Origin of the sequence: Nocardioides sp. HDW12B (assembly GCF_011299595.1) — a bacterium.
In the GTDB taxonomy this organism is placed as follows: Bacteria; Actinomycetota; Actinomycetes; order Propionibacteriales; family Nocardioidaceae; genus Marmoricola_A.
Window position 1 is genome coordinate 736,482 of record NZ_CP049867.1, and the last position, 24,703, is coordinate 761,184.

The window sequence follows — 24,703 nt, forward strand, 5'->3', positions numbered from 1 at the left end:
GCGCCCGGGTGTCGGTTTCACTAGGTACCTAGTGAAACCGGCGCTTCCCGAGCGAAGCATCACTCGGGAAGCGCCGGTTTCGTGCGGGAAGCACGGGCCCCCGCCGTACGCCGGACGGGGCTACCGTCGAGGCATGACAGCTCCCGGAGGCTCCGAGGACTACCGCGTCGTCAACCGTGCCAACTGGGACGACCGTGCTCCCGCCCACGCCGCGTCGCCCGACTACGCCGTGCAGCGCTTCCTCGACGACGCCGAGTTCGTCTCCGACGTCGTGCGGTTCGACCTGCCGCGGCTGGGGTCCGTCGCGGGCCTGCGCGGCGTCCACCTGCAGTGCCACATCGGGACCGACACGATCTCGCTGGCCCGGCTCGGCGCCGACATGACCGGGCTGGACTTCAGCGGCGCCTCGTTGGCGCAGGCGCGCGAGCTGGCACGTCGTACCGGCGCGGACGTCGACTTCGTCGAGTCCGACGTCTACGAGGCGGCGGAGGTCCTCGGCGAGGGTGGGTTCGACCTCGTCTTCACCGGCATCGGCGCGCTCTGCTGGCTCCCCGACGTACGGCGCTGGGCCGCCGTCGTGCGCCGCCTCCTGCGCCCGGGTGGTCGCCTGTTTCTGCGCGAGGGGCACCCGATGCTGTGGTCGCTGGCCGACGTCGGGCCGGACGGGCGGCTGGTCGTGGAGCACCCCTACGTCGAGCGGGCCGAGCCCACGGTGTGGGACGAGGACGGCACCTACGTCGAGACGGACGTCGCGTTCGTCCACAACCGCACCCTGGAGTGGAACCACGGCCTCGGCGAGGTGGTGGCCGCGCTGCTCGACGAGGGACTGCGGCTGACGCAGCTGGTCGAGCACGACAGCGTGCCGTGGGACGCGTTCCCGGGCCACATGGAGCGCATCGGCGGCGGTGAGTTCCGCCTGGCCGACCGGCCCTGGCGGCTGCCGCACTCCTACACCCTGCAGGCCGTGCTCGGCGGCTGAGGTCCGGGCCGGCCGGGCCCACGCGGCGTACTCCACGGGCCTGCTTCCCGCACGAAACCGGCGCTTCCCGAGCGAAACTTCGCTCGGGAAGCGCCGGTTTCACTAGGTACCTAGTGAAACCGACAGGGGCCTCACCCCGGCAGGTCGCACACCACCGCGCCGGAGGTGACGGTGGCGCCGACCTCGGCCTGGAGGTTGGTGACGGTGCCGGCCTTGTGGGCCTTGAGAGGCTGCTCCATCTTCATGGCCTCGATGACGACGATGGTGTCGCCCTCGGCGACCTCCTGGCCCTCCTCGACGGCGACCTTGACGATGGTGCCCTGCATCGGGGAGGTGACGGAGTCGCCCGACGCGGCGGCGCCGGCCTTGGTGCCGGCGGACCGCTTCGGCTTCTTGGCGCCGCCGCCACCGGACCCGGCGGCGACCGCGAAGGCGGCCGGCAGCACGACGTCGAGGCGCTTGCCGCCGACCTCGACGGTGACGCGCTGACGCTCGCCCTCGTCGTCGGAGCCCGCTGAGCCCGCCGACCCCGAGTAGGGCTCGATCTGGTTGTCGAAGTCGGTCTCGATCCACTGCGTGTAGACGTCGAACGAGCCCTCGCCGCTGGGGTTCGAGGCCCCCACGTAGGCCGGGTCGGACACGACGGCGCGGTGGAAGGGCAGGACGGTGGGCATGCCGTCGACGACGAACTCGTCGAGCGCGCGGCGCGAGCGCTCGAGCGCCTGGGTGCGGTCGCGGCCGGTGACGATGAGCTTGGCGATGAGGGAGTCGAACGAGCCGGGGACCGTCTCGCCGTTCTCGTAGCCGCCGTCGAGCCGGACGCCGGGGCCGCTCGGCGGCGACCAGGCGGTCAGCGTGCCGGGGGCGGGCATGAAGTTGGCGCCGCCGTCCTCGGCGTTGATGCGGTACTCGATCGAGTGGCCGCGGATCTCGGGGTCGTCGTAGCCGAGCTCCTCGCCGGCGGCGATCCGGAACATCTCGCGCACCAGGTCGATGCCGGTGACCTCCTCGGACACGCAGTGCTCGACCTGGAGGCGGGTGTTGACCTCGAGGAAGGAGATGGTGCCGTCCTGGGCGACGAGGAACTCGCAGGTGCCGGCGCCGTAGTAGCCGGCCTCGCGCAGGATCGCCTTGGAGGACTCGTAGAGCCGCGAGACCTGGTCGTCGCTGAGGAACGGCGCGGGCGCCTCCTCGACGAGCTTCTGGTTGCGGCGCTGCAGCGAGCAGTCGCGGGTCGAGACGACCACCACGTTGCCGTGCTGGTCGGCCAGGCACTGGGTCTCGACGTGGCGCGGCTTGTCGAGGAACTTCTCGACCAGGCACTCGCCGCGGCCGAACGCCGAGACCGCCTCGCGGACCGCCGACTCGTAGGCGTCGGGGATCTCCTCGACCGTTCGGGCGACCTTGAGGCCGCGGCCACCGCCGCCGAAGACCGCCTTGATGGCGACCGGGAGGCCGTGCTCCTCGGCGAAGGCGACGACCTCGTCGGCGTCCTTCACCGCGTCCTTGGTGCCGGGCGCGAGCGGAGCCTTCGCGCGCTCGGCGATGTGCTTGGCCTTGGCCTTGTCGCCGAGCGCCTCGATCGCGGACGGCGGCGGGCCGATCCAGGTCAGCCCGGCGTCGATGACGGCCTGGGCGAAGTCGGCGTTCTCGGCCAGGAAGCCGTAGCCGGGGTGGACCGAGTCGGCGCCCGAGCGCTCGGCCACGGCGATGATCTTCTCGATGGAGAGGTAGGAGTCGCCGGGGGTGGCGCCCTCGAGGCTGTAGGCCTCGTCGGCCAGGCGCACGAACAGCGCATCGCGGTCGGGCTCGGCGTACACCGCGACGCTGCCGATGCCGGCGTCCTTGCAGGCGCGGACCACGCGGACCGCGATCTCCCCGCGGTTGGCGACGAGCACCTTCGCCAGGGGCTTGCTCTGCGACTCGGGCACGCCGGGTCTCCTTCGTCTCGCACGGTTCGGGCGCTTCGGAGTGTAGGGCCCGACGCGGACGCCCGCGGCAGGGTCCCGGGTACGACGTACGTCTGAGGGGGTAACCCGTGTCACGTCGGCTCGTTTGACCGACACTGGACCACCTGATCCATCCGTGATCCATGCCTGACCCACCCGACGTCGTCGTCTCGAGAGGCACCCATGCGCTCCTTCCGGACCACCGCCCGCTCCCTGCTCGCCACGGCCGCGCTCGTGGTGGCGCCGCTCGCCGTCACCGGGGTCGTCGCCGGTCCCGCCGACGCGATCGTCGGCGGCTCCTCGGTGCCGAACGGGAAGTACGCCTTCATGGCCTCGGTGCAGGACCGCGGCAGCGAGGGCTCCGACGGCCACTTCTGCGGCGGCTCGGTCATCGCCAAGCGCTGGGTGCTCACCGCGGCCCACTGCATGGAGGGCGAACGGCCGCGCGCGCTGCAGGTGGTGGTCGGCCGCACCGACCTCGAGCAGACCGGTCGCGGGCAGACGGCGAAGGTCGAGCGCATCGTGGTGCACCCGAAGTACGCCGAGACCGGCACCTTCGACGCCGCGCTGATCAAGGTCGACCGGGCCCTGAAGGTGCCGAAGATCGCGCTGGCGCCGCTGCGCAACCAGAGCCTGGAGCGCAGCGGGACCAAGCTGACCGTCACCGGCTGGGGCACCGAGTTCTTCGGCTCGCCCGTCATCCCCTCGCGGATGAAGTCGGTTGGTGTCGAGGCCGTCGCGGACGCCGACTGCACCGCCAACGAGACGCAGGGCTTCAACGCCGCGTCGGAGGTCTGCGCCGAGGCGCTGGGCGGCGACTCCTGCCAGGGCGACTCCGGCGGTCCGCTCTTCGGTCGGCTCTCCGACGGCCGCCGGGTCCAGGTCGGCATCGTGTCCTACGGCGTCGGCTGTGCGTTCCCGGAGTTCCCGGGCGTCTACGGCGAGGTCAACAACCCCTCGATCCGCCGCTTCATCACCCGCACCGCGGGTCTCTGAGGCGCGAGCCGCTCAGGCGGCGACCAGGTCGCGACGGCGTACGCCGAGCGCGCCGAGGGCCGTCAGCGCCACGGCGAGGAGCGTCAGGGTGAGCAGCGGGGCGGGCGTGGGGTCGTCGAGCGGCACCTGAGGGGTCCGCGTGAACGGTGACAGGTCGAGGGTCCACTGCGGCAGCGACAGCACCTCGCCCAGCCAGCCGATGACGAAACACACCGCGAGCACGCCCCACGTCAGCCCGGACCACCGCGGCGCCCACCCCAGGACGGCCACGGCCACGGCGCCGAGGACGAGCGTGGCGGGCAGGTAGGACAGCGCGGCCAGCGTCAGCAACGGCACCTGGCCCGCGTCGCCGCTCACCAGGGCGTACGCCGTGCCCGCGCCGAGCCCGGTGCAGGCCAGCACCACCGTCGAGCCTCCGACCGTGACGGCCAGCCAGGAGGCCAGCCACCGCGAGCGTGACAGCGGGGTGGCCAGCAGCCACTCGGTGCGGGCCGCGGCCTCCTCGCCGCGGACCCGGAGCGCCGAGCCGACCGTGAACCCGGCCGCCACCAGCGCGGCGATGGTCATGACCATGGCGAAGTAGGCGTCGACCACCGTGGCGCCGCCGGAGGTGCGGCGGAACACCTCGGCGATGTCGGGGTTGCTCTCGACGAGCTCCTGCACGTCCTGGCCGAGCGACCCGAAGGCGACGCCGAGGACGGCCATGCCGGCGGCCCAGGCCACGATCGCGGTCCGCTGCAGGCGCAGCGCGAGACCGACGGGCGAGACGAGCAGCGACGACGCGCGGGCGGGCCCCGGACGGGCGGCCACCAGCCCGCTGCCGACGTCGCGCCGGGTCGTGAGCCAGCCCGCCAGCGCCACGAGCGCCACCGCGACAGCGGCCGCGAGCGCGAGGGGCCACCACCGCTCTTCGCCGAAGGCCCGCACCGCCTGCACCCACCCGAAGGGCGAGGCCCAGCTCAGGCCGTTGCCGGCCACGTCCCCGACGGCCCGCACCAGGAACGCGGCGCCGAGGACGGCCAGGCACAGCCCGGTGGCAGCCCGGCTGTGCTCCGCGACCTGGGCCGCCACCAGCGCCAGACCGGTGAACACCCAGCCCAGCGCGGCCACGGAGGCGCCGTACAGCAGGGAGCCGGAGGGGGGCAGCCCGACGGCGAGGAAGGTCGCGGCGATCCCGAGCCCGACCGCGGCGCACGCCGCCGAGACCACGAGACCGACCGCCAGCAGGTCGGCCTGACGTCCCAGCACGCCGGCGCGCAGCAGCTCGGTGCGGCCCGCCTCCTCGTCGGCGCGGGTGTGGCGCAGCGTGACGAGGACGGCCATGAGCGCGACCCCGACCAGCGCGGTGAAGGTCACCTCGAAGACGGTGATGCCGCCCAGGGTGTCCACCGCCGTCGGCGGACCGGTCATCGCGATCGTCGCGGTGCTGCTCCCGACGCTGCGGGCGTAACCGGCCTGGGCCTCGGGCGTGCCGTAGACGCCCTGCACCGCGGCGGCGGAGAAGCCGACCAGGCCGACCTGCGCCCCCAGCCACACCGGCAGCCGGACGCGGTCGCGGCGCAGGACGAGGCGGACCAGCGCGAGCGTGCCGGTGAAGCGGTCCGGCCCCACGCGGCGGCGCGTGGTCACGAGCCGCCTCCGTCCGGCGGCGGGTCGGCGGCGGGCTCGTCGCGGCCGTACTGGCGCAGGAACAGCTCCTCCAGCGTCGGCGGGTGGCTGACCAGCGAGCGGACGCCGTGCGGGGCGAGGTGGGACACGACAGCGTCGAGGTGGTCCGAGCCCACCTGGAGCGAGACCCGGTGACCGTCGGTGTCGAGGCGTCGCAGCGCGGTGACGCCCGGCAGTGCGGCCAGGCCGGGGACGGGGCTGGCGGTCTCGACCACGAGCGAGGTCAGGGCCAGGCCGCGGAGCTCGTCGAGCGTGCCGGTCCGCACCGTGCGGCCGGCGCGGATGATGCTCACGCGGTCGCAGAGCTCCTCGACCTCGGCCAGGATGTGGCTCGACAGCAGCACGGTGCGGCCCTCGCGGCGCACCTCGCGGATGCAGTCCTGGAACTCCTCCTCCATGAGCGGGTCGAGTCCCGAGGTCGGCTCGTCGAGGATGAGCAGCTCGGCGCGCGAGGCCAGCGCGGCGACCAGGCCCACCTTCTGGCGGTTGCCCTTGGAGTAGGCGCGGGTCTTCTTGGTGGGGTCGAGCGCGAAGCGCTCCAGCAGCGCGTCGCGCCGCTCGTGGTCGACCTCGCCCCGCAGCCGCCCGAGGACGTCGATGACCTCGCCGCCGGTGAGCTGGGGCCACAGCGTCACGTCGCCGGGCACGTAGGCCAGCCGCCGGTGCACCCGGGTCGCCTCCGACCACGGGTCGCCGCCGAGCAGGCGCACCTGCCCGGAGGTGGCGCGCAGCAGCCCGAGCAGCACCCGGATCGTGGTCGACTTGCCCGACCCGTTGGGCCCGAGGAACCCGTGCACCTCACCCGGGCCGACCACCAGGTCCAGCCCGTCGAGCGCACGGAACCCGCCGAACTGCTTGACCAGGTCGCGCACCTCGATCACGTCCGCCATGCCCAGAACGTAGGCGGGCCGGGAGGGGAGCCGTCAGGGCCGAGGGTCCACACCTGAGGAGTCTCTCGGCGGGGCACCATCAGGAACGGAACCGACCTGATGGGGTCCTAGCGTGGCGGCATGAGCGATTCACCGATCCCCAGCCCGATGTCCAGCCCGACCCCGTCCACGGACCCGGACGCCGACGAGCGCGCCGACCTCCTCGAGGCTCTCCGCAAGCACCGGGGCCTGTTCCGGGTCACGGTCCAGGGTCTGAGCGACGAGCAGGCGGCCAGCCGTCCGACCGTCAGCGAGCTCAGCCTCGGCGGCCTCGTCAAGCACGTCAGCGCCACCGAGGCGGAGTGGGCGCGCTTCGTCGTCGAGGGCCCTGCCACGCAGCCGGACATGGACTGGGGCAGCATCGACTGGTCGAACCCGCCGCCGGAGGTGCTGGAGTACCAGAACCAGTTCCGCATGGTGGAGGGGGACACGCTGGCCGGCATCCTCGCGAGGTACGACGAGGTGGCCGCCGCCACCGACGCGCTGGTGCAGCGCGTCGACCTCGCGGCCCGGCACCCGCTCCCGGCGGCGCCGTGGTTCGAGCCCGGGGCGACCTGGAGCGCGCGGCGCACCTTCGCCCACGTCGTGGCCGAGACCGCCCAGCACGCCGGTCACGCAGACATCCTGCGCGAGACGATCGACGGCCAGAAGTCGATGGGCTGAGCGAGCCCGGGGCCGGGGTGGTCAGGGCGGGGGGCGGCCGCCGCGCGGTCAGCGTTGCAGTGCGCGCAGGTCAGCCCGGCAGCGCTGCTCGACCCGGTCGATCTCGACCAGGGTGGCCTCGATGTCGTCGCGCAGCCGGTGCAGCTCGGAGCGCCGCACGTCGCACTGGGCGATGAGGAACTCCAGCTGGCCCGCCTCGCCCGGCGGCTCGTCGTACATGTTGACGATGACGCCGATCTGGTCGAGCGAGAAGCCGAGGCGCTTGCCGCGCAGGATCAGCTCGAGGCGGATGCGGTCGCGCTGGCGGTAGACGCGCGCGGTGCCGACGCGCTCGGGGGAGAGCAGGCCGAGCTGCTCGTAGTGGCGCAGGGTCCGCAGCGTGACGTCGTACTCCTGCGCGAGCTCGGTGATGCTCCAGGTGCGGTCAGCCATCCGGTCCTCCTGGATCTCGACGAGCTCGGTCACCGGGGCTCGCTTGCCTTACGTTGACGTCAGCGTCACACACTGGGGGCATGACTTTCGAGCTGTCCGCCGAGCACGAGGACTTCCGCCGCAGCATCCGCGACTTCGCCGAGAAGGAGGTCGCGCCCCACGTCGCCGGCTGGGACCGCGCCCACCACTTCCCGGTCGACCTGGTGGCCAAGATGGGCGACCTGGGGCTGTTCGGCCTCACCGCCCCCGAGGAGTACGGCGGCGCCGGTGACGACGGCGACTTCACCAGCCTCTGCGTGGCCATCGAGGAGCTCGGCCGCGTCGACCAGTCGGTCGGCATCACCCTGGAGGCCGCGGTCGGGCTGGGCATCAACCCGATCCAGACGTTCGGCACCAAGGAGCAGCAGGACCGCTGGCTGCCCGACCTGGTGGCCGGCAAGGCGATCGCGGGCTTCGGGCTGACCGAGCCCGGTGCCGGCTCCGACGCGGGCGCGACGGCGACCAAGGCCGAGCTCGTCGACGACGAGTGGGTCGTCAACGGCGCCAAGCAGTTCATCACCAACTCCGGCTCCGAGATCACCTCCTGCGTGACGGTGACCGCCCGGACCGGGACGCGGGACAACGGTTCGCCGGAGATCAGCGCGATCATCCTGCCGGCGGGCACGCCCGGTTTCGTGGCCGAGAAGGCCTACGACAAGCTCGGCTGGCACCTCTCCGACACCCACCCGCTGACCTTCACCGACGCGCGCGTGCCGGCCGACCACCTGCTGGGGGAGCGCGGCCGCGGCTTCGCGCAGTTCCTCGCCACCCTCGACGACGGCCGGGTCGCGATCGCGGCCCTGGCGGTCGGCTGCATCCAGGCGTGCCTGGACATGAGCGTGGAGTACGCCGGCGAGCGGCAGACGTTCGGCGGCCCGATCGGGCGCAAGCAGGGCGTGGCGTTCCAGATCGCCGACCTCGAGGTCATGCTCCAGGCGTCGCGCGCGCTGACCTACAAGGCGGCCGCGATGAAGGACGCCGGGCGGCACACCGGGTCGTCGATGAAGGAGTTCAAGCGGGCGGCCGCGGTGGCCAAGCTCTACGCCACCGAGTCGGCGGTGACGGCGACTCGGATCGCCACCCAGGTCTTCGGCGGCTACGGCTTCATGGAGGAGTACCCGGTGGCGCGCTTCTACCGCGACGCCAAGATCCTCGAGATCGGCGAGGGAACCTCCGAGGTCCAGCGCATGCTCATCGCCCGGGGACTCGGCCTCCCCGTCGAGTGACGCCTCCACCACAATCGCGCACAAGAACGTTCATGTGACGTGAGAGCGTCACAGCCGCCACATGAGCGGTCTTGTGAACGAAAAGGTGAGGGGTCAGGCGGGGGTGGGGAGGTCCGGGCCGTCGTCGGCGGGGTCGGCCGAGTCGTGGGCGGCGGTGCGCTCGTCGGAGTCGGCGAGGATCGCCTCGGCCTGGGCCTCGGGGTCCTCGCTGCCGGCCGCCTTCTCCTCGGGCAGCAGGTCGGCGCGGGTCTCCACACGCTCGCGGTCGCGGTCGGTCTCACTCATGCTCCCGACCCTACGGCAGCCGGCCCGACCGGCCGCGTCAGTCGGGTCGGGGCGCCCAGAAGTCGGTCCACGCGTGGCCCAGGTCGGCCAGCAGCTCGCGCAGCAGCGGCAGGCTGATCCCCACCACGTTGTGCGGGTCGCCCTCGATGCCGGCGACGAAGGCGCCGCCGAGCCCGTCGAGGGTGAAGGCGCCGGCCACCTCGAGCGGCTCGCCGGTGGCGACGTACGCCGTGATCTCGGCGTCGGTGACCTCGGCGAAGCGGACCGTCGTGGCACCCGCCCCGACGACCTGGCGTCCGGTGTCGAGGTCGACGACGCAGTGGCCGGTGTGGAGCACCCCGGTGCGCCCCCGCATGGCGCGCCACCGTGCGGTGGCCTCGTCGGCCGAGGCGGACTTGCCGTGGACCTGCCCGTCCAGCTCCAGCACCGAGTCGCAGCCCACGACCAGGCCGGGGGCGTCGACGACGCCGGCCACCGCCTGGGCCTTGAGCACGGCGAGCTCGGTCGCCAGCGCGGCGGCGTCCGCGAGCGCGACCTGCGACTCGTCGACGCCGGAGACCACCACCTCCGGGGCCAGTCCGGCCGATCGCAGGGTGGCCAGCCGCGCCGGTGAGCGCGACGCCAGGATCAGCCGCGTCGGCAGCGCCCCCGGCGCGGTGACGGGGTCACCCGGACGCGGGACGTCGGCGACCGGCTCGTCGCCGACGCGCGGCTCGGGCAGCTCCGGCGGGCCGGGCGACTGTCCGGGGATCGGGTCCGGCGCGCTCACAGCCGCTCCAGCGCCCGGGCCAGCGGGTCCAGCCCGATGCAGCCGAGGTCCAGCGCGCGCCGGTGGAAGTCGCGCAGGTCGAAGGCGTCGCCGTGGCGGGCCTGCGCGTCGGCGCGAGCCTGCAGCCACACCCGCTCGCCGAGCTTGTACGACGGCGCCTGGCCGGGCCAGCCGAGGTAGCGGTTGACCTCGAAGGCCAGCGTGCCCTCGTCCATGCGGCTGTTGTCGCGCATGAATTCGAGCACCAGGTCGGCGTCCCAGGTCTCGCCGGGATGGAAGCCGAGCGGGTTGTCGGCTGGGATCTCGAGGCCGAGGTGCACGCCGATGTCGGCCACCACCCGGGCCGCCCGGAAGCCCTGCTCGACCAGCATCCCGAGCCGGTCGGCCGGGTCGTCGAGGAAGCCGAGCTCGTCCATGAGCCGCTCGGCGTACAGCGCCCAGCCCTCGCCGCTGCCGGAGACCCAGCACATCCGCCGCTGCCAGCGGTTGAGCAGGTCGGCGCGGAAGCAGGTCTGGCCGATCTGCAGGTGATGGCCGGGCACGCCCTCGTGGTAGACGGTGCTGACCTGCTCCCACTTCTGGAAGTGCGTGACGCCCGCCGGCACCGACCACCACATCCGGCCGGGCCGCGAGAAGTCCTCGCTGGGGCCGGTGTAGTAGATGCCGCCGTCCTGGGTCGGCGCGATGCGGCACTCGATGCGCCGCACCGGGTCGGGCACGTCGAAGTGCACCCCCGCCATGGCGTCGACGGTGCGGTCCGCGAGGTCCTGCATCCACGCCTGGAACGCCTCGGTGCCCTCGATGGACTGGGTCGGGTCGGCGTGCAGGTGCTCGACGGCGGCCTCCACGTCGGCGCCGGGCAGGATCCGCTCGGCCGTGCGGGCCATGTCCTCGCGGATGCGGGCCAGCTCCTGCCAGCCCCACGCGTAGGCCTCGTCGAGGTCGACGGTGGCGCCCAGGAAGTAGCGGCTGGCCAGCTGGTAGTGCTCGCGTCCCACGCCGTCGCGCTCGCGCCCCCGCGGTGCCATCTCCTCGGACAGGAAGCGGCCGAAGTCGGCGTACGCCGCGGTGGCTGCGTCGGCGACCGCCCGCAGCCCCGCGGCGCGCGCCTCGGGCGCCGGGGCGACGAGGCGGGTGAAGAACGACTCCCCGCCCCGCTCGCCGGTCCAGCCGCGGACCTGGTCGGCGATGAGGAGGTACTGCCGCCGGGCCGACACGAGGCCGCGGTCGGCGGCCTTCGTCAGGGTCGTGCGGTAGTCGGCGAGCGTGGCCGGGACGGCCGCGAGGCGGGCGGCGACGTCCTCCCAGCCCTGGTCGGTGGAGGTGTCCATGAGGTCGAAGACCGAGCGCACCGAGTGCACCCCGCTGACGATCACCGAGACCTCGGACTCGCCCACCCCGGCGTCCGCCCGCTCCAGCGAGATCGTCAGCCGCTCGACGAACGCCTCCTGGGCGGCACGCTCACGGTCGTCGGACGGCTCGGCCTCGCGGGCCGCGGCCAGGGTGCGCCGGACGAGGTCGGTGCGGGCGGCGAAGCCTGCGGGGCTGAGGTCGGTCAGCCGGTGCTCGTGGCCGGCGATGCCGGCGCTGGTGGCGGAGACCGGGTCGAGGGCGGCGTACTCCTCGACGAAGGCGTCGGCGACGGCGTCGACCGGTCGGTCGGGTGCGTCGGGACCGGGTGACGGCGCAGAAGACATGGCGCCGACCCTAGCGCCGCGCCCGGCACCGCGCTGAGGGGTGCGGGCTACCGTGAGTGACGTGTCATCGAGGTCCGCCGCGCGGCGCTGGGTCGTCGTGGCGCTGGGGGTCTCGCTCCTGGTCGCTGCGCCCTTCGTCGCGCGCGCCTGGCCGGTGCCGGCGAGCGGGATGACGGCCCCCGAGCTGGTGGCGGCGATCCGCGCCTCCGACACCCAGGCCTACACCGGCGTGGTCCGCAGCCGCGGCGGGGTGGAGCTGCCCACCGACGACTCCCTCGAGGGCGCGGCCAAGCTGCTGGGCCGTGACGGCACCCTGCGGGTGTGGTGGACGGGCGCCGACGCCTGGCGGGTGGCCACGCTGCGCACGACCGGCGAGACCGACCTGCTGCACCGGGCAGGGCAGAACCTGCGCTGGGTCTACGAGTCCAAGAACGTCACCGTCTACCCCGACACCCCGGTGCGGCTGCCGACCTCGGTCGACGTGCTGCCGCCGGTGCTCGCCGAGCGGGTGCTGCAGGGTGCGCGCCCCGAGGAGGTCGAGCGGCTGCCCACGGAGCGCATCGCCGGTCGTACGGCGGCCGGGCTGCGGCTCACGCCCGACCAGGCGCAGTCCAGCGTCGGCCGCGTCGACCTCTGGGCCGACGTCGAGACCGGGCTGCCGCTGCGCGTCGAGCTGTACGGCGCCACCGGCCCGGCCGCGCTCTCGACGTCCTTCACCGACGTGACCCTGGGCGAGCCCGACGCGGACGCCCTGGACTTCCGCCCGCCCGAGGACTCCCGGGTCCGCTACGACGAGGTCGTCGACGCGGCCGCGGCGGCGGACTACTACGCCGAGCGCTTCGCCCCCGAGCGGCTGGCGGGTCTGCCGCTGCGCCGCCCCGACACCTTCGGCTCGGTGGGCCTCTACGGCCGCGGACCGACGGTGCTGCTGGCGCTGCCGCTGCGGGAGAGCGACGCCTACCGGCTGCGTGACGAGCTTGCGACCCGACCGGGGGCGGTGTGCCTCACCGAGGGCCGAACCGTCGCGGCCGGGCCGCTGCAGCTGCTGGTCACGGACCGCATGGAGGAGCCCTGGCTGCTGGCCGGCACCGTCACCCGCGACGCCGTGGCCCGGGCCGCCCGCGAGCTGCGCGCCGACGCCGTGGTGCGGGTCGGGCCTCTCGACGTCGACGACCTGGAGGCCGAGCTGCAGCCCGGCGTCGAGCCACGCGAGCGTCAAGCGCCCGTTCCCTCGGGCCCGTCGCGGCCGCTCGACCCCGGGGAGTGCCGGTGATCCGCACCCACAGCCTGACGAAGAGGTACGGCGAGCTGGTCGCCGTCGACGGTCTCGACCTCGACGTCCGGGAGGGCGACGTCTACGGGTTCCTCGGGGCCAACGGCTCGGGGAAGACCACGACGGTGCGCATGCTGCTGGGCCTGGTGCTCGCGACCTCGGGGGAGATCGAGCTGCTCGACCGCCCGATGCCGCGTGCCGCCCGCGACGTGCTGCCGCAGGTCGGCTGCCTGGTCGAGGGTCCGGCCGCCTACCCCCACCTCAGCGGCCGCGCCAACCTCGCGCTGCTGGACGCGGCGGGGCCGCGGGGGCCGGGCGGGCGACGCGGCCGGCGGGCCCGGGTGGGGGAGGTGCTCGACCAGGTGGGGCTCGCGAGGGCCGCCGACCGGCGGGTCCGCGGCTACTCGCTCGGGATGCGGCAGCGCCTCGGCCTGGCGGCCGCGCTGCTGCAACGTCCTCGGCTGCTGGTGCTCGACGAGCCCACCAACGGCCTCGACCCGCAGGGCATCCGCGAGATGCGCGACCTGCTGCTCGCCCTCAACGCCACCGGCACGACGGTCTTCCTCTCCAGCCACCTGCTGGCCGAGGTGGAGCAGCTGTGCCGCCGCGTCGGCGTGCTCGACCGGGGACGCATGGTGCTCCAGGAGGACCTGGCCGACCTGCAGGCACCCACCGGCCGGGTGGTCGTCACCACCAGCCGCCCGGCCGACGCCGTGCGGGTCCTCGACGGGAGGGTGGTCGACCGGGTCGGCACCCGGCTCGTCGTACGTGCGGAGGCGGCGGCCGAGGTCAACGCCGCGCTGGTCGCGGCCGGGGTGCCGGTCGACGAGCTCGGCCCGGAGAGACGAGGCCTGGAGCAGGTCGTGCTCGAGGCGACCGAGGGCACGGGGGACGTCCGATGATTCGTGTCGAGCTGACCAAGATGCTGCGGCGCCCCCGCACCTGGATCACGATCGCGCTGCTCAACGCGCTGCCGCTGGTGGTCGCCGTGCTGCTGGCCGTGACCGACCTGGGTCCGCAGCCGGGGGAGGGGCCGGCGTTCCTGTCGGCGGTGCTGACCGACGGCACGCTCTACCCGCTCGCCGCGCTGGCCATCGTGCTGCCGCTGTTCATGCCGGTCGCGGTGGCGCTCTACGCCGGCGAGGCGGTGGCCGGGGAGGCGCAGGGCGGCACGTTGCGCTACCTGCTGGTGCGGCCGGTGGGGCGCACCCGTCTGCTCGTCGCCAAGCTGGTGATGATCCTGGCCTTCGTGCTGCTGGCGGTGGCCGTGGTGGCCGCGGTCGGCTACGTCACGGGCGTGCTGCTGCTCGGGGACGGGACGGCCGCCGGGGTCACAGGGGTCTCCGGCACGACGTTGACCACGGCCGACCTCGTGCAGCGCACGCTGCTGTCGATCGTCTACGTCGCGCTGTCGATGCTGGGGGTGGCCGCGCTGGCCCTGCTGCTCTCCACGATGAGCGACTCGCCGCTGGCGGCCGCCATGGGGGCGCTGGCCTTCCTCATCGCCTCGACGCTGCTGCTCACGCTCGACGCCGCCGAGGCGCTGCACCCCTACCTGCCGACGCGCTACTGGCTGGCCTTCGTCGACCTGTTCCGCGACCCGATCCTGTGGCGCGACCTGGTGCGCGGCGTGCTGCTGCAGGGGGCGTACGTCGTGGTGTTCCTCGGCGCCGCCTGGGCCAGCTTCACCACCAAGGACGTGACCTCCTGAGGCGTGCGTGCTCGGGCGGCGTCAGTCCTCGGGAGCCACGAAGTGGGCCTTGAGGCTCGCCGGGTTCGTGCCGGCGTACGCACGGATGATGCTCATCGCGCGGTTGGACGGCGTCAGCGTCGCGCGGCCGCCGGCCGGGACGGTGGTGCGGGCCGCGATCTCCGCCACCGCCTCGGCCTGCTGCGGCGCGCCGTCCTGCGGCGGCGCGAAGACGATGTAGATCGTGCGGACCTCGACGTCGGCGTCGTTGGGGTTGCGCAGCTGCACCTTGCTCAGCAGCCCGGGGTAGGTCACGGGCCTTCCCTTCGCGTTCACGGGCACCGCCTCGACGGGGCTGGTGACCTCGGGGAAGTCGACCGGCTCGACCGCCTCGAGCTCGACGTCGACGTCCTCCGCCTGCTCCGCGCCGCGGCCGGTGAAGGTCACGATGTCGAGGTCGCGTCCCGGCACCACGACGAGGCCGCCGACCTGGCTGCCGTAGAGGGTCTCGACCTCGACGTCCTCCAGCGGCTCGCCGGCGCCGTCCAGCGCGGTGAGCGCGGCCTCGAAGCGCAGCGGCTGCGTGCCCGCGTTGGTGATCGTCAGCGACTGGTCGATGAACTGCTCGCCGCCGCGCAGCTCGAAGGCGAAGCTCAGCGCCTCCTCGGGCGGGGGGGCCGAGGGCTCGGACGAGCCGGAGCCGGGCAGGGCGCCGCAGGCGCCGAGGGGAGCGAGCACGAGGGGGAGCGCGGCGGCCAGCGGACGGCGGAGCGCGGCGCGGCGGGTGCGACGGGGGGCAGGCACCCGGACATTGTGCGGCTCCGGGACTGCCGGCGGGGCACGATCCGCAGGGTGGGCAGGGCTCAGCAGGCGGAGGCGAACTCGGGCTGCGACGGGTCGGGCGACTGGAGCGCTCCTACGACGAGGGTCTGCGCGACCGGGTCGCCGGGCAGGTCCCCGTGGCCGGGTCGCGCCGGGGCGCACAGCTCCTGCACGGTCAGGTTCACCGCTCCCTCCAGACGGGCGGAGTCGGGCGGGGTGACGGTGCGGTCGGCGTCGGTCCAGATCGAGGTGTACGCCGGACCGGCCGGTGTCTCGTCGCCGGCGTTGAGGGCGCGCAGGAAGTCGCTGTCGGGGGCGAGCTGCACGCACGCCTCCGGGCAGGTGCCCGCGGCGTCGAGGGCGAGCTGCGCGGTCCCGGTGCCGTGGTGGGGCGAGCCGAGGGTGACCACCCGCCGGGCCTGCTCGGCGCCACCGTGGTCGGCGACCCAGGCGCGGGCGACCACGCCACCGGCGGAGTAGCCCACGACGTCGACCGACGGGGCGCCGCCGGCCAGCACCTCGTCGACCCGCTCGCCGAGCGCCTCGGCCTGGGCGTCGAGGTCGCCGGTGCCGTCACCGACTGCCGGCACCACCTCGACGTCGCGGCCGTCCTCCTCGATCGCCTCGGCGAGCGGGGCCAGGGACGCGACGTCCCCGCCGTACCCGCTGACGAGCAAGACCGGGCCACGCGCGTCCTGGGGGACCGGCTCGACGTCGTCCAGCGCAGCGCGAAGCACCAGCCCCCCGACCAGGAGCAGGAGCGCCACCAGCAGGGCGAGCGCTCCGAGCACCACGCGGCGGCGGGCCGGGGCGAGGGAGGCGAGGAGCACCCTTCCAGTGTGCAAGGCGCGGTGGCACGATCGCGCCATGGTGTCGCCGACCCCCGAGGACATGGCCCGCTGGCGCCTGCACCACCTGCGGCTGACGGGCGCGCAGGAGCCCGACCCGGCCGCGGTGGTCGACCACCTCCTGGGGGTGCAGGCCGAGAACGTCGCGCAGGCGACCTGGGCGATCGGCACGCGGTGCGGGGCGGACCTCGGCGCCGTCGAGCGCGCGCTCGACGACGACGTCGTCCGCACCCACGTCCTGCGGCCCACGTGGCACTTCGTCCGCCCCCACGACCTGGGCTGGCTGCTGGACCTCGGGCGCGAGCGGATGCTTCCCCTGTGGCGCCGCTCGGCCGAGGTCGCCGGCGTCGAGGTCGACGAGGTGCGGGCGGCCGTGGCCGTCGTCGAGCGGGTCCTGAGCGCGGCAGGTGACGACGGCGGCCCGGGGCACCTCACGCGCGCCGAGCTGGCCGAGGCCCTGGCCCGGGCCGGCACACCCCTCACCGGGATGGGCCTGGGGCACGTGCTGGGCTACGCCGAGACGGAGGGCCTGATCTGCGGCGGCATCCGGCGCGGGGACCACACCTACGCCCTGCTCGAGGACCGGGCGCCGCGCCGTGCGTCGATCTCCCGTGAGGAGGCGCTGGCCCGGATCGCCCGGAGGTACGTCGTCGGCCACGGTCCGGCGACCGACCGCGACCTGGCCTACTGGGCCACCCTGACCCTCACCGAGGCACGTGCCGGCCTCCACGACGCCGGCCTCGACACGCTCGAGGTGGGCGGGACGACGTACTGGTGCGACGGCGAGCCGGAGCCCGGGGCGTTCTCCCCGCGGGCGCACCTGCTGCAGATCCTCGACGAGGCCTACCGCGGGTTCCCGGAGTCACGGCGGGTGCTGGACCGTGAGGGCCTGCTGGTCACCGGCCGGGAGCGGGCGATCGGCATGGTGCTCGTGGACGGGCAGGTCGTCGGCGACATGCGGCGCACCGTGACGGAGCACGAGGTCCGCTTCGAGCTCACCGCGTGGCGGACGTGGACGCCCGAGGAGGTCGTGGCGGTGGAGCGGGCGGCCGTCCGGTACGGCGCGTTCCTGGGTCGCGAGCCCGTCGTCCGCCTCGCGTCGCGCTGAGGCGCCATGTGACCGGGGGTCGGCGCCATGTGACCGGGGGTTGTGGACGCGTCCCACGGGTTGTGCGCCTTGGGAGGCGTCCATAACCCCGCGTTACATGCGGGTTTTGGGGGTTGCGGGTCCTGGGTTACGGGTTTTGGGCGTGCGGGGGTGGGGCTTGCTGGGTGGGGCCGGGGTCAGCCGGGGAGGGAGCTGGCGCGCCAGCCGCCGGGGCCGGCGGCCAGGGGACGGCGCACCCGGCGGGCCGGGTCGGCCCAGGTGGAGCGGGGCCGGGCGGGAGCCTCGGCGGCCGCCGCCGCGGACGCCATGCCCTGGACGACCGCGACCAGGGCCGCGACCTCCTCGGGGGTGGCGTGCGCGTCCAGCACCACGAGGGCCGGTCGGGCGTCGGGGGTGGGGGCGGCGGGCGTGGTGTCGGGCGTGCCCGTGCCGGGGTCGCTCACAGCGGGATGTTCCCGTGCTTCTTGGGCGGCAGCGTCGCGCGCTTCGTGCGCAGCAGCCGCAGCGCTCGGACCACCTCGGCGCGGGTCTCGTGCGGCGTGATGACGGCGTCGACGTAGCCCCGCTCGGCGGCGACGTAGGGGTTGGCCAGCGTGTCCTCGTACTCCGTGATGAGCTCGGCGCGACGGGCCTCGGCGTCGTCGGCGTCCTTGAGCTCGTTGCGGTAGAGGATGTTGACCGCGCCCTGCGCGCCCATGACCGCGATCTGCGCGGTGGGCCACGCCAGGTTGATGTCGGCGCCGAGGTGCTTGGAGCCCATGACGTCGTAGGCGCCGCCGTAGGCCTTGCGCGTGATGACGGTGACCAGCGGGACGGTGGCCTCGGCGTAGGCGTAGATCAGCTTGGCGCCGCGCCGGATGATGCCGTTCCACTCCTGGTCGGTGCCGGGCAGGAAGCCGGGCACGTCGACGAAGGTGAGGACCGGGATGTTGAAGGCGTCGCAGGTCCGCACGAAGCGGGCCGCCTTCTCCGAGGCGTCGATGTCGAGGGTGCCGGCGAACTGCATCGGCTGGTTGGCCACGACACCGACCGAGCGGCCCTCGACGCGGCCGTAGCCGACGATCAGGTTGGGCGCGAACATCGGCTGGACCTCGAGGAAGTCCTCGTCGTCCAGCACGGTCGTGATGACGGTGTGCATGTCGTAGGGCTGGTTCGGCGAGTCCGGGATGATCGCGTCCAGCGCCCGGTCCAGCTCGCTGGGCTCCAGGTCGGCCGGCTCGTCGTACGACGGCGGCTCGTCGAGGTTGTTCTGCGGCAGGAACCCGAGCAGCGTCTTGACGTACTCCAGCGCGTCGTCCTCGTCGGAGCCCATGTAGTGGGCGTTGCCGGACTTGGTGTTGTGGGTCCGGGCGCCGCCGAGCTCCTCCATCGTGACGTCCTCGCCGGTGACGGTCTTGATGACGTCGGGGCCGGTGATGAACATGTTCGAGGTGCCGTCGACCATCACGGTGAAGTCGGTGACGGCGGGGGAGTAGACGTGGCCGCCGGCGCAGGAGCCCATGATCAGGCTGATCTGCGGGATGACGCCGGAGGCGTGGACGTTGCGGCGGAAGATCTCGCCGTAGAGGCCGAGGGAGACCACGCCCTCCTGGATCCGGGCCCCGGCGCCCTCGTTGATGCCGATGATGGGGCAGCCGGTGCGGACCGCGAGGTCCATGACCTTGCAGATCTTCTCGCCGTAGACCTCGCCGAGCGAGCCGCCGAAGATCGTGAAGTCCTGGCTGAACACGCAGACCTGGCGACCGTCGATGGTGCCGTAGCCGGTGACGACGCCGTCGCCGTACGGGCGGCGCTCCTGCAGGCCGAAGGCGGTCGAGCGGTGGCGGGCCAGCTCGTCGAGCTCGACGAAGGACCCCTCGTCGAAGAGCTTCGCGATGCGCTCGCGGGCGGTCATCTTGCCCTTGGCGTGCTGCTTCTCCACCGCCCGGGCCGACGCCGCGTGCACCGCCTCGTCGAGGCGCCGGTCGAGGTCGGCCACCTTGCCCGCCGTGGTGTGGATGTCGATGTCTGCCTCAGGGGGCGGGACGTCGGTCCCCTCACCGGGGTTGGTCACCGGTTCTGCGGCCTCGGTCGCTGCTGCGTCGCTCACGGGTGTCAGGCTAGTGCGTGTGGACCCCGACTCCGTGAGTGACCTGCGCCACCCGCTGATGCGACCCCATCTCGACCCGGAGCGGCTCGCTGCCCTGGCGCCGCGGTGGCAGGTGGTGGTGGTCGACACCAGTCCGTCGACCCACCAGGCCCTGGCCGCCGAGGCCCGGACGGGTGCAGCGGGGCCCGGGACGGTGCTGGTGGCTGAGCACCAGACCGCCGGTCGCGGACGTCTCGACCGGACCTGGACCACGCCGGCCCGCGCCGCGCTGACCGTCTCGCTCGTCGTCGAGCCGACGCTGCCCGACGCCGACTGGCCCTGGCTGCCGCTGCTCCTCGGGACCTCGGTGGCGGCCGGCATCGAGGCGGCCGGCGGTCCCCGCTGCGGCCTCAAGTGGCCCAACGACGTGATGGCGCCGGGGCGCGGCGCCGCCGGGGACGACCGCCCGGACCTCAAGGTCGGCGGGCTGCTCGCCGAGCGGGTCGAGCGGGAGTCCGGCCCCGCCGTGGCCGTCCTCAGCCTCGGGCTCAACGTCACCACCACGCCCGAGGAGCTGCCGGTGCCGACCGCGACCTCCCTGGTCGCGCTCGGCTGGGCGGAGCCGGACCGCACCACGCTGCTGACGGAGGTGCTGGCCGCGGTGGCGCAGCGGCTGGAGGCCTGGCCCACCGACGGTGACCGGCTCCGGGGCGAGTACGCCGAGCGCTGCCTCACCGTCGGCCGCCACGTCCGGGTGGAGCGTCCGGGGGCGGTGCCGCTGACCGGCGAGGCCGTCGAGGTCGCCCGCGACGGCTCCCTCGTCGTGGACACCGCGAGCGGACGGCGCCCGGTCAACGCCGGCGACGTGGTGCACGTGCGGCCGTTCTGAGCCCCGGCACCGGGTCGGAGGACCCCTGACCGGAGGGCCGGTGCGTGCCATGATGCTGCCGTGCCGATCTCCGCGAAGCTCCTCAACGAGGGTGAGCGCGTCGTCGTCGACACCCGCACCCACGTCAAGGTCCTGCTCGTCCCGGTCCTGGTCCTGCTGCTGACGGCGTTCGCGGCGGCGTACCTCCTCGCCCAGGTCTCCGGCGTCGACGGTGACGGCACGCGCCGGGGGCTGGAGATCGCGGTCGGCGTCGTCGCCGCGGTCGTGCTCGTGTGGTTCGTGCTCCGACCGTTCCTGCGGTGGTACTTCACCTCCTACACCTTCACCGACCGCCGCTTCATCCAGCGGACCGGGATGATCGCCCGCGAGGGTCGGACCATCCCGCTCAACCGCATCAGCGGCGTCGACTTCGAGGTCGGGGTGGTGGACCGGATGTTCGGCTGCGGCACCCTCGTGGTCTCCGACGCCAGCGAGCAGGGACGGGTCGCCCTGCACGACATCCCCCGCGTGGAGCGCGTGCAGATGGTGGTCGCCGAGGAGCTCCACCGGCTCTCGGGCGACCGGCCGGACGACCGCTACGACCGGGACGCACGCCGTGACCACCGTGACCGGGGCGATGACGGAGCGTGAGGGCGCGCGCGACCAGCCGCCCCCCGACCGGCCGGTGTACACCAGCGCCGAGGTCGCGGCCGCGGTCGGTCTGAGCGAGAAGGACGCCCGGCGCTTCTGGATGGCACTGGGCCTGCCCTACGCCGGCGAGGTGCCCGGCTACACCGAGGACGACGTCGCCACGCTGCGGACGCTCGTCGAGGCGGGCGGCAGCGACGTCGCGGTGGACACCCTCGTGCGGCTGGTGCGCCCGGTCGGGCAGAACGTCGCCCGGATGGCGGAGTGGCACGTGGCCGCGCTGACCCACCGTGCCGACCCCTCCGGCGACCCGGTCGGGCTGGCGGCCGAGGTGGGCGACGCCCTCGAGGGCGTGCTGCTGCACACCTGGCGCCGGCACGTGGCCGCCGCGCTCGGCCGGCTGGACGCGGACCCGGCCACCGACCAGCACGCGAGCACGAGCACCGTCACCGTGGGCTTCGCCGACCTCGTGAAGTTCTCCGCGCTGTCCAACGAGCTCGACGTCAACCGGCTCGGCGACCTCGTCGAGGTGTTCGAGTCGCGCTGCGGCGACGTGGTGACCTCCCACGACGGCCGCCTCATCAAGACCCTGGGCGACTCCGTGCTCTTCGTGGCCGACGAGCCGGACCGGGCCGTGCGGATCGCCCTCGGCATGGTCGACGTCGTCGGCGGGGACCCGCGGCTGCCCGACGTACGGCTCGGGCTGGCCAGCGGCGAGATCGTGACCCGCATGGGCGACGTCTTCGGCCCCCCGGTGAACCTGGCGGCACGGTTGACGGCGGTGGCCCGGCGCAACCGGGTGATCGTCGACGAGGCGACTGCGGCCGGGCTGTCTCCCGACCGCTTCGAGACCCGCCGGCTCAGCGTCCGCCCGCTGCGCGGCTTCGGCCTGGTGGAGCCGGTCGCCGTCCGAGCGGGTGGCTGAGCACCGCTGATCGGCCGGCTTCGCGGCGGGAGGAGGGCCCGGGTCCTCTCCCCTGGGGGACACGAGGTAGTCCGATCGAACCAGATCGTGCTGTTTGTCCGCCTCGTCCGACTCGGGGCCCGACCCTGGGGGCGTGGAGTCGGTGCAAGGGGTCGAGGTCGATGCGGTGCATCGTCGTGTCTGGCGCGACGGCGAGGAGGTGCGGCTGTCCCGCAAGGAGTTCGACCTGCTGCACGCGCTCATCCGCCGCCCCGGGGTGATCGTCACCCGCGACGAGCTGATGCGCGAGGTCTGGCAGACCACCTTCTGGACCAGCGGCAAGACCATCGACGTCCACCTCGGCTGGTTGCGTCGCAAGCTCGGCGACGACACCCGCAACCCCACGCTCATCACCACGGTGCGCGGCCAGGGGCTGCGCTTCGAGACCGGTGCGGCGCCACGGCGTCCCGGGGTGAGCCCCGGCACCAGCCCGCAGTCGCGCGCCAGCTGAGGCGGACGAGCCGACCCGCGCACGTCGTACGACGGACGCGTGCCGAGCCTGGCGCGCGCGCTGACTAGGCTCGCGCCGTGACGGCGACTCCTGAGACCCCCGTGCCCGCACACCCCGTGCCCGCTCACCCCGCGACCGACGGGCCGCCGCGGCTGGCCGTGATCGGCGGTGGTCAGCTGGCGCGGATGATGGCGCAGGCCGCGGTCGGGCTCGGCGTCGAGATCCGGCTGCTGGCCGAGGGGCCCGACGTCAGCGCGGCGCAGGTCGTGCGCGACACGCTCGTGGGCGACTACCGCGACGAGGTGACCGTGCGGGAGGCCGTGGCGGGCTGCTCGGTGGTGACCTTCGACCACGAGCACGTGCCGACGCCGATCCTGGAGCGCCTCGACGCCGAGGGCACCGCGTGCCGTCCCGGTCCGGCGGCGCTCGTGCACGCCCAGGACAAGGGCGTGATGCGCGAGCGACTGACCGCGCTCGGCGTGCCCTGCCCGGCACACCGGCTGGTGGCCGACCCCGCCGAGGTGGGCGCGTTCGCCGCCGAGGTCGGCGGGTTCCCGGTGGTGCTGAAGACGACGCGCGGCGGCTACGACGGCAAGGGCGTGTGGGTGGTGGCCGACGAGGCCGCCGCGGTGACTGCGTTCGACGCGGCCGAGGCCGCCGGCGTGCAGGTGCTGGCCGAGGAGAAGGTCGACTTCCGCCGCGAGCTGTCGGCGCTGGTGGCCCGCTCGCCCTCGGGGCAAGTGGCGGCCTACCCGGTGGTGGAGTCGGTGCAGCGCGACGGCATCTGCGCCGAAGTGATCGCCCCCGCGCCGGACCTGGACGAGGAGCTGTCCGTGCAGGCGCAGCGGATCGCGATGACGGTGGCCGGCGAGCTCGGGGTGACCGGCATCCTGGCCGTCGAGCTCTTCGAGACCACCGACGGGCGGGTCCTCGTCAACGAGCTGGCGATGCGGCCCCACAACACCGGGCACTGGGCCATGGACGGCGCGGTGACCGGGCAGTTCGAGAACCACCTGCGGGCCGTGCTCGACCTGCCTCTGGGCTCGCCGGCGACCCGGCAGCCGTGGACGGTGATGGTCAACATCCTCGGAGGCGACCACGGACCCCTCTCGGAGAACCTGTACGCCGGATACCCTCACGTGTTCGCCCGGGACCCCCGGCTGAAGGTGCATCTCTACGGCAAGAGCGTGAAGCCCGGTCGCAAGGTCGGCCACGTGACGGCGTACGGCGACGACCTGGCCGAGGTGACCGAGCGGGCCCGCCACGCGGCCGCGTGGTTCACCGGGGAGCTGGGCGAGGAGAGCGAATGAGCGAGCAGCCGCTGGTCGGGGTCGTGATGGGGTCCGACTCGGACTGGCCCACCATGAAGGCCGCCGTCGAGGCGTGCGAGGAGCTCGGCGTGCGCGCCGAGGCCGACGTCGTCTCCGCGCACCGGATGCCCGACGAGATGCTCGCCTACGGCCGGGAGGCCGCCGGGCGCGGGATCAAGGTGATCATCGCCGGCGCCGGGGGAGCGGCCCACCTGCCGGGCATGCTCGCCGCGGTCACTCCGCTGCCGGTCATTGGCGTGCCGGTGCCGCTGGCCTACCTCGACGGCATGGACTCGCTGCTGTCGATCGTGCAGATGCCGGCCGGCGTCCCGGTCGCCACGGTGGCCATCGGCAACGCCCGCAACGCCGGCCTGCTCGCCGTACGCATCCTCGCGACGGGTGACGACGCGCTCCGGGCGCGCATGGAGGCCTTCCAGGCCGACCTGGCCGACGCGGCACGTGCCAAGGGCGCGACCGTCCGCGACGGCGGCAAGCGCTCCGCCGGCTTCTGAGCTCAGCCCCGACCTCTAGGCCGGCGTCGGGTCAGTCCCGGCGCTGCGCCAGCTCCTGGTCGCTCAGCGGTCGCGGCCGGCCCCACAGCCGGGCGCGGGCGTCCCGCCGTTTCGTCAGCAGGTGCACCGGCAGGTAGGCGAGGAACGCGGCCCCGACCGTGATGCCCCACTGCTCGGCGCGGGTGAGGTCGCGCGGCATGACGAGGAGCACCAGCAGCGTGACCGCGAGCCCGCCGCGGCGCTGGACCCGCTCGGCCGGCTCGTTCAGCCGCCGGCGCTCGTAGAAGTGCGGGTCCGCCGCGAGCCGCTGCCGGTGGACGGACCACCCGGCGAACCCCGCTCCGATGAGTGCGTAGGTCCACAGCAGGGCCAGGGGCCGGCTCACCCCGTCGCCGTACCGGACGGTGGTGACGGTGAGCGCGCCGGCGACGAGCAGGAGCACGACGGCGGCGGTCACCACGGCGCGGGTCCGCGTGGGCCACCGCACGGACGGTACGGCGGGGCTCACG

The 24,703-nt window shown here is 74.0% G+C and carries 25 protein-coding genes and 1 pseudogene; 14 read left to right on the plus strand and 12 right to left on the minus strand.

From position 1 onward, the window contains the following. Positions 1-133 precede the first annotated feature (133 nt). Positions 134-979, plus strand: coding sequence for a class I SAM-dependent methyltransferase (locus G7072_RS03460; RefSeq protein WP_166084253.1), 846 nt, complete (start codon positions 134-136; stop codon positions 977-979). A gap of 131 nt (positions 980-1,110) precedes the next feature. Here G7072_RS03460 and G7072_RS03465 read toward each other — a convergent pair whose 3' ends face one another. Continuing rightward, entirely contained in the window at positions 1,111-2,910 is a 1,800-nt protein-coding gene (locus G7072_RS03465) for a biotin carboxylase N-terminal domain-containing protein (protein ID WP_240917131.1), read from the minus strand. Positions 2,911-3,111: 201 nt separating this feature from the next. Between G7072_RS03465 and G7072_RS03470 the strand changes: the two genes are divergently transcribed. Further along, complete coding sequence (locus G7072_RS03470; protein ID WP_166084254.1) at positions 3,112-3,924, plus strand: serine protease; 813 nt, start codon at positions 3,112-3,114, stop codon at positions 3,922-3,924. Positions 3,925-3,936: 12 nt separating this feature from the next. On the opposite strand, the gene G7072_RS03475 is transcribed toward G7072_RS03470, so the two are convergent. After that, a complete protein-coding gene (locus G7072_RS03475; protein ID WP_166084255.1) occupies positions 3,937-5,553 on the minus strand; it encodes a hypothetical protein in 1,617 nt (538 codons plus the stop codon). Then, on the minus strand, positions 5,550-6,482 hold the full coding sequence (locus G7072_RS03480) for an ABC transporter ATP-binding protein (protein WP_166084256.1): 933 nt from the start codon (positions 6,480-6,482) through the stop codon (positions 5,550-5,552). The genes G7072_RS03475 and G7072_RS03480 overlap by 4 nt, the downstream gene beginning before the upstream one ends. Positions 6,483-6,602: 120 nt before the next feature. Between G7072_RS03480 and G7072_RS03485 the strand changes: the two genes are divergently transcribed. Then, positions 6,603-7,184, plus strand: a complete 582-nt coding sequence (locus tag G7072_RS03485; protein ID WP_166084257.1) for a DinB family protein — start codon at positions 6,603-6,605, stop codon at positions 7,182-7,184. A 48-nt stretch (positions 7,185-7,232) separates the two neighbouring features. On the opposite strand, the gene G7072_RS03490 is transcribed toward G7072_RS03485, so the two are convergent. Next, the gene (locus tag G7072_RS03490) at positions 7,233-7,649 is read right to left on the minus strand and encodes a MerR family DNA-binding transcriptional regulator (RefSeq protein ID WP_240917132.1); all 417 of its coding nucleotides are present in this window, start codon (positions 7,647-7,649) and stop codon (positions 7,233-7,235) included. A gap of 47 nt (positions 7,650-7,696) precedes the next feature. Here G7072_RS03490 and G7072_RS03495 point away from each other — a divergent pair, with 47 nt between their 5' ends. After that, entirely contained in the window at positions 7,697-8,881 is a 1,185-nt protein-coding gene (locus tag G7072_RS03495; protein WP_166084258.1) for an acyl-CoA dehydrogenase family protein, read from the plus strand. A gap of 93 nt (positions 8,882-8,974) precedes the next feature. Here the strand turns inward: G7072_RS03495 and G7072_RS03500 are convergent, their stop codons facing one another. From G7072_RS03500 to G7072_RS03510, 3 genes are read right to left on the minus strand one after another with little or no spacing between them, the layout of a single operon-like run. Further along, positions 8,975-9,166 (minus strand): hypothetical protein, encoded by a 192-nt coding sequence (locus G7072_RS03500; RefSeq protein WP_166084259.1) that lies wholly within the window; start codon positions 9,164-9,166, stop codon positions 8,975-8,977. Between the two features lie 37 nt (positions 9,167-9,203). Next, positions 9,204-9,935, minus strand: a complete 732-nt coding sequence (locus G7072_RS03505; protein ID WP_346766213.1) for a nucleoside triphosphate pyrophosphatase — start codon at positions 9,933-9,935, stop codon at positions 9,204-9,206. Continuing rightward, the gene (locus G7072_RS03510) at positions 9,932-11,632 is read right to left on the minus strand and encodes a DUF885 domain-containing protein (RefSeq protein WP_166084260.1); all 1,701 of its coding nucleotides are present in this window, start codon (positions 11,630-11,632) and stop codon (positions 9,932-9,934) included. Before G7072_RS03510 ends, G7072_RS03505 begins: the two co-directional genes overlap by 4 nt. 61 nt (positions 11,633-11,693) lie before the next feature. Between G7072_RS03510 and G7072_RS03515 the strand changes: the two genes are divergently transcribed. From G7072_RS03515 to G7072_RS03525, 3 genes are read left to right on the plus strand one after another with little or no spacing between them, the layout of a single operon-like run. Next, positions 11,694-12,905, plus strand: a complete 1,212-nt coding sequence (locus G7072_RS03515; RefSeq protein ID WP_166084261.1) for a sigma-E factor regulatory protein RseB domain-containing protein — start codon at positions 11,694-11,696, stop codon at positions 12,903-12,905. After that, positions 12,902-13,807 (plus strand): ATP-binding cassette domain-containing protein, encoded by a 906-nt coding sequence (locus G7072_RS03520; RefSeq protein WP_166084262.1) that lies wholly within the window; start codon positions 12,902-12,904, stop codon positions 13,805-13,807. Before G7072_RS03515 ends, G7072_RS03520 begins: the two co-directional genes overlap by 4 nt. Beyond that, entirely contained in the window at positions 13,804-14,616 is an 813-nt protein-coding gene (locus tag G7072_RS03525; RefSeq protein ID WP_166084263.1) for an ABC transporter permease, read from the plus strand. The genes G7072_RS03520 and G7072_RS03525 overlap by 4 nt, the downstream gene beginning before the upstream one ends. A gap of 21 nt (positions 14,617-14,637) precedes the next feature. Here the strand turns inward: G7072_RS03525 and G7072_RS03530 are convergent, their stop codons facing one another. Then, complete coding sequence (locus G7072_RS03530) at positions 14,638-15,399, minus strand: hypothetical protein (RefSeq protein WP_166084265.1); 762 nt, start codon at positions 15,397-15,399, stop codon at positions 14,638-14,640. Between the two features lie 59 nt (positions 15,400-15,458). Then, entirely contained in the window at positions 15,459-16,247 is a 789-nt protein-coding gene (locus tag G7072_RS03535; protein ID WP_206063264.1) for a hypothetical protein, read from the minus strand. Positions 16,248-16,284: 37 nt separating this feature from the next. Here G7072_RS03535 and G7072_RS03540 point away from each other — a divergent pair, with 37 nt between their 5' ends. Beyond that, entirely contained in the window at positions 16,285-17,373 is a 1,089-nt protein-coding gene (locus G7072_RS03540) for a crosslink repair DNA glycosylase YcaQ family protein (RefSeq protein WP_166084266.1), read from the plus strand. 176 nt (positions 17,374-17,549) lie between these two features. On the opposite strand, the gene G7072_RS03545 is transcribed toward G7072_RS03540, so the two are convergent. Beyond that, on the minus strand, positions 17,550-17,816 hold the full coding sequence (locus tag G7072_RS03545) for an acyl-CoA carboxylase subunit epsilon (RefSeq protein ID WP_166084267.1): 267 nt from the start codon (positions 17,814-17,816) through the stop codon (positions 17,550-17,552). Continuing rightward, entirely contained in the window at positions 17,813-19,426 is a 1,614-nt protein-coding gene (locus G7072_RS03550; RefSeq protein WP_166089620.1) for an acyl-CoA carboxylase subunit beta, read from the minus strand. The genes G7072_RS03545 and G7072_RS03550 overlap by 4 nt, the downstream gene beginning before the upstream one ends. Positions 19,427-19,496: 70 nt before the next feature. On the opposite strand from G7072_RS03550, the gene G7072_RS03555 reads away from it, so the two are divergent. The 6 genes and pseudogenes from G7072_RS03555 to purE all read left to right on the plus strand — a co-directional run bounded on the left by G7072_RS03555 (position 19,497) and on the right by purE (position 24,194). Beyond that, positions 19,497-20,330, plus strand: a complete 834-nt coding sequence (locus G7072_RS03555; protein ID WP_240917133.1) for a biotin--[acetyl-CoA-carboxylase] ligase — start codon at positions 19,497-19,499, stop codon at positions 20,328-20,330. Between the two features lie 60 nt (positions 20,331-20,390). Beyond that, entirely contained in the window at positions 20,391-20,960 is a 570-nt protein-coding gene (locus tag G7072_RS03560; protein WP_166084270.1) for a PH domain-containing protein, read from the plus strand. After that, positions 20,926-21,882, plus strand: coding sequence for an adenylate/guanylate cyclase domain-containing protein (locus tag G7072_RS03565; RefSeq protein WP_240917134.1), 957 nt, complete (start codon positions 20,926-20,928; stop codon positions 21,880-21,882). Before G7072_RS03560 ends, G7072_RS03565 begins: the two co-directional genes overlap by 35 nt. Positions 21,883-22,075: 193 nt before the next feature. Continuing rightward, positions 22,076-22,306, plus strand: a pseudogene (locus tag G7072_RS20250) (helix-turn-helix domain-containing protein); the annotation flags it as partial. Between the two features lie 182 nt (positions 22,307-22,488). Continuing rightward, positions 22,489-23,682, plus strand: coding sequence for a 5-(carboxyamino)imidazole ribonucleotide synthase (locus G7072_RS03575; RefSeq protein ID WP_206063373.1), 1,194 nt, complete (start codon positions 22,489-22,491; stop codon positions 23,680-23,682). Next, positions 23,679-24,194, plus strand: a complete 516-nt coding sequence (purE, locus tag G7072_RS03580; RefSeq protein ID WP_166084273.1) for a 5-(carboxyamino)imidazole ribonucleotide mutase — start codon at positions 23,679-23,681, stop codon at positions 24,192-24,194. Before G7072_RS03575 ends, purE begins: the two co-directional genes overlap by 4 nt. A gap of 31 nt (positions 24,195-24,225) precedes the next feature. Here the strand turns inward: purE and G7072_RS03585 are convergent, their stop codons facing one another. Continuing rightward, positions 24,226-24,681 carry a hypothetical protein gene (locus G7072_RS03585; RefSeq protein WP_166084274.1) on the minus strand — a complete coding sequence of 152 codons (456 nt, stop codon included), beginning with the start codon at positions 24,679-24,681 and terminating at the stop codon, positions 24,226-24,228. Positions 24,682-24,703 lie beyond the last annotated feature (22 nt).

Bases quoted from the DNA above. Each gene is read 5' to 3' on its own strand.
- G7072_RS03460 (WP_166084253.1), top strand. From the start codon at position 134: ATGACAGCTCCCGGAGGCTCCGAGGACTACCGCGTCGTCAACCGTGCC.
- G7072_RS03470 (WP_166084254.1), top strand. From the start codon at position 3,112: ATGCGCTCCTTCCGGACCACCGCCCGCTCCCTGCTCGCCACGGCCGCG.
- G7072_RS03480 (WP_166084256.1), bottom strand. From the start codon at position 6,482: ATGGCGGACGTGATCGAGGTGCGCGACCTGGTCAAGCAGTTCGGCGGG.
- G7072_RS03485 (WP_166084257.1), top strand. From the start codon at position 6,603: ATGAGCGATTCACCGATCCCCAGCCCGATGTCCAGCCCGACCCCGTCC.
- G7072_RS03495 (WP_166084258.1), top strand. From the start codon at position 7,697: ATGACTTTCGAGCTGTCCGCCGAGCACGAGGACTTCCGCCGCAGCATC.
- G7072_RS03500 (WP_166084259.1), bottom strand. From the start codon at position 9,166: ATGAGTGAGACCGACCGCGACCGCGAGCGTGTGGAGACCCGCGCCGAC.
- G7072_RS03510 (WP_166084260.1), bottom strand. From the start codon at position 11,632: ATGTCTTCTGCGCCGTCACCCGGTCCCGACGCACCCGACCGACCGGTC.
- G7072_RS03525 (WP_166084263.1), top strand. From the start codon at position 13,804: ATGATTCGTGTCGAGCTGACCAAGATGCTGCGGCGCCCCCGCACCTGG.
- G7072_RS03540 (WP_166084266.1), top strand. From the start codon at position 16,285: ATGGTGTCGCCGACCCCCGAGGACATGGCCCGCTGGCGCCTGCACCAC.
- purE (WP_166084273.1), top strand. From the start codon at position 23,679: ATGAGCGAGCAGCCGCTGGTCGGGGTCGTGATGGGGTCCGACTCGGAC.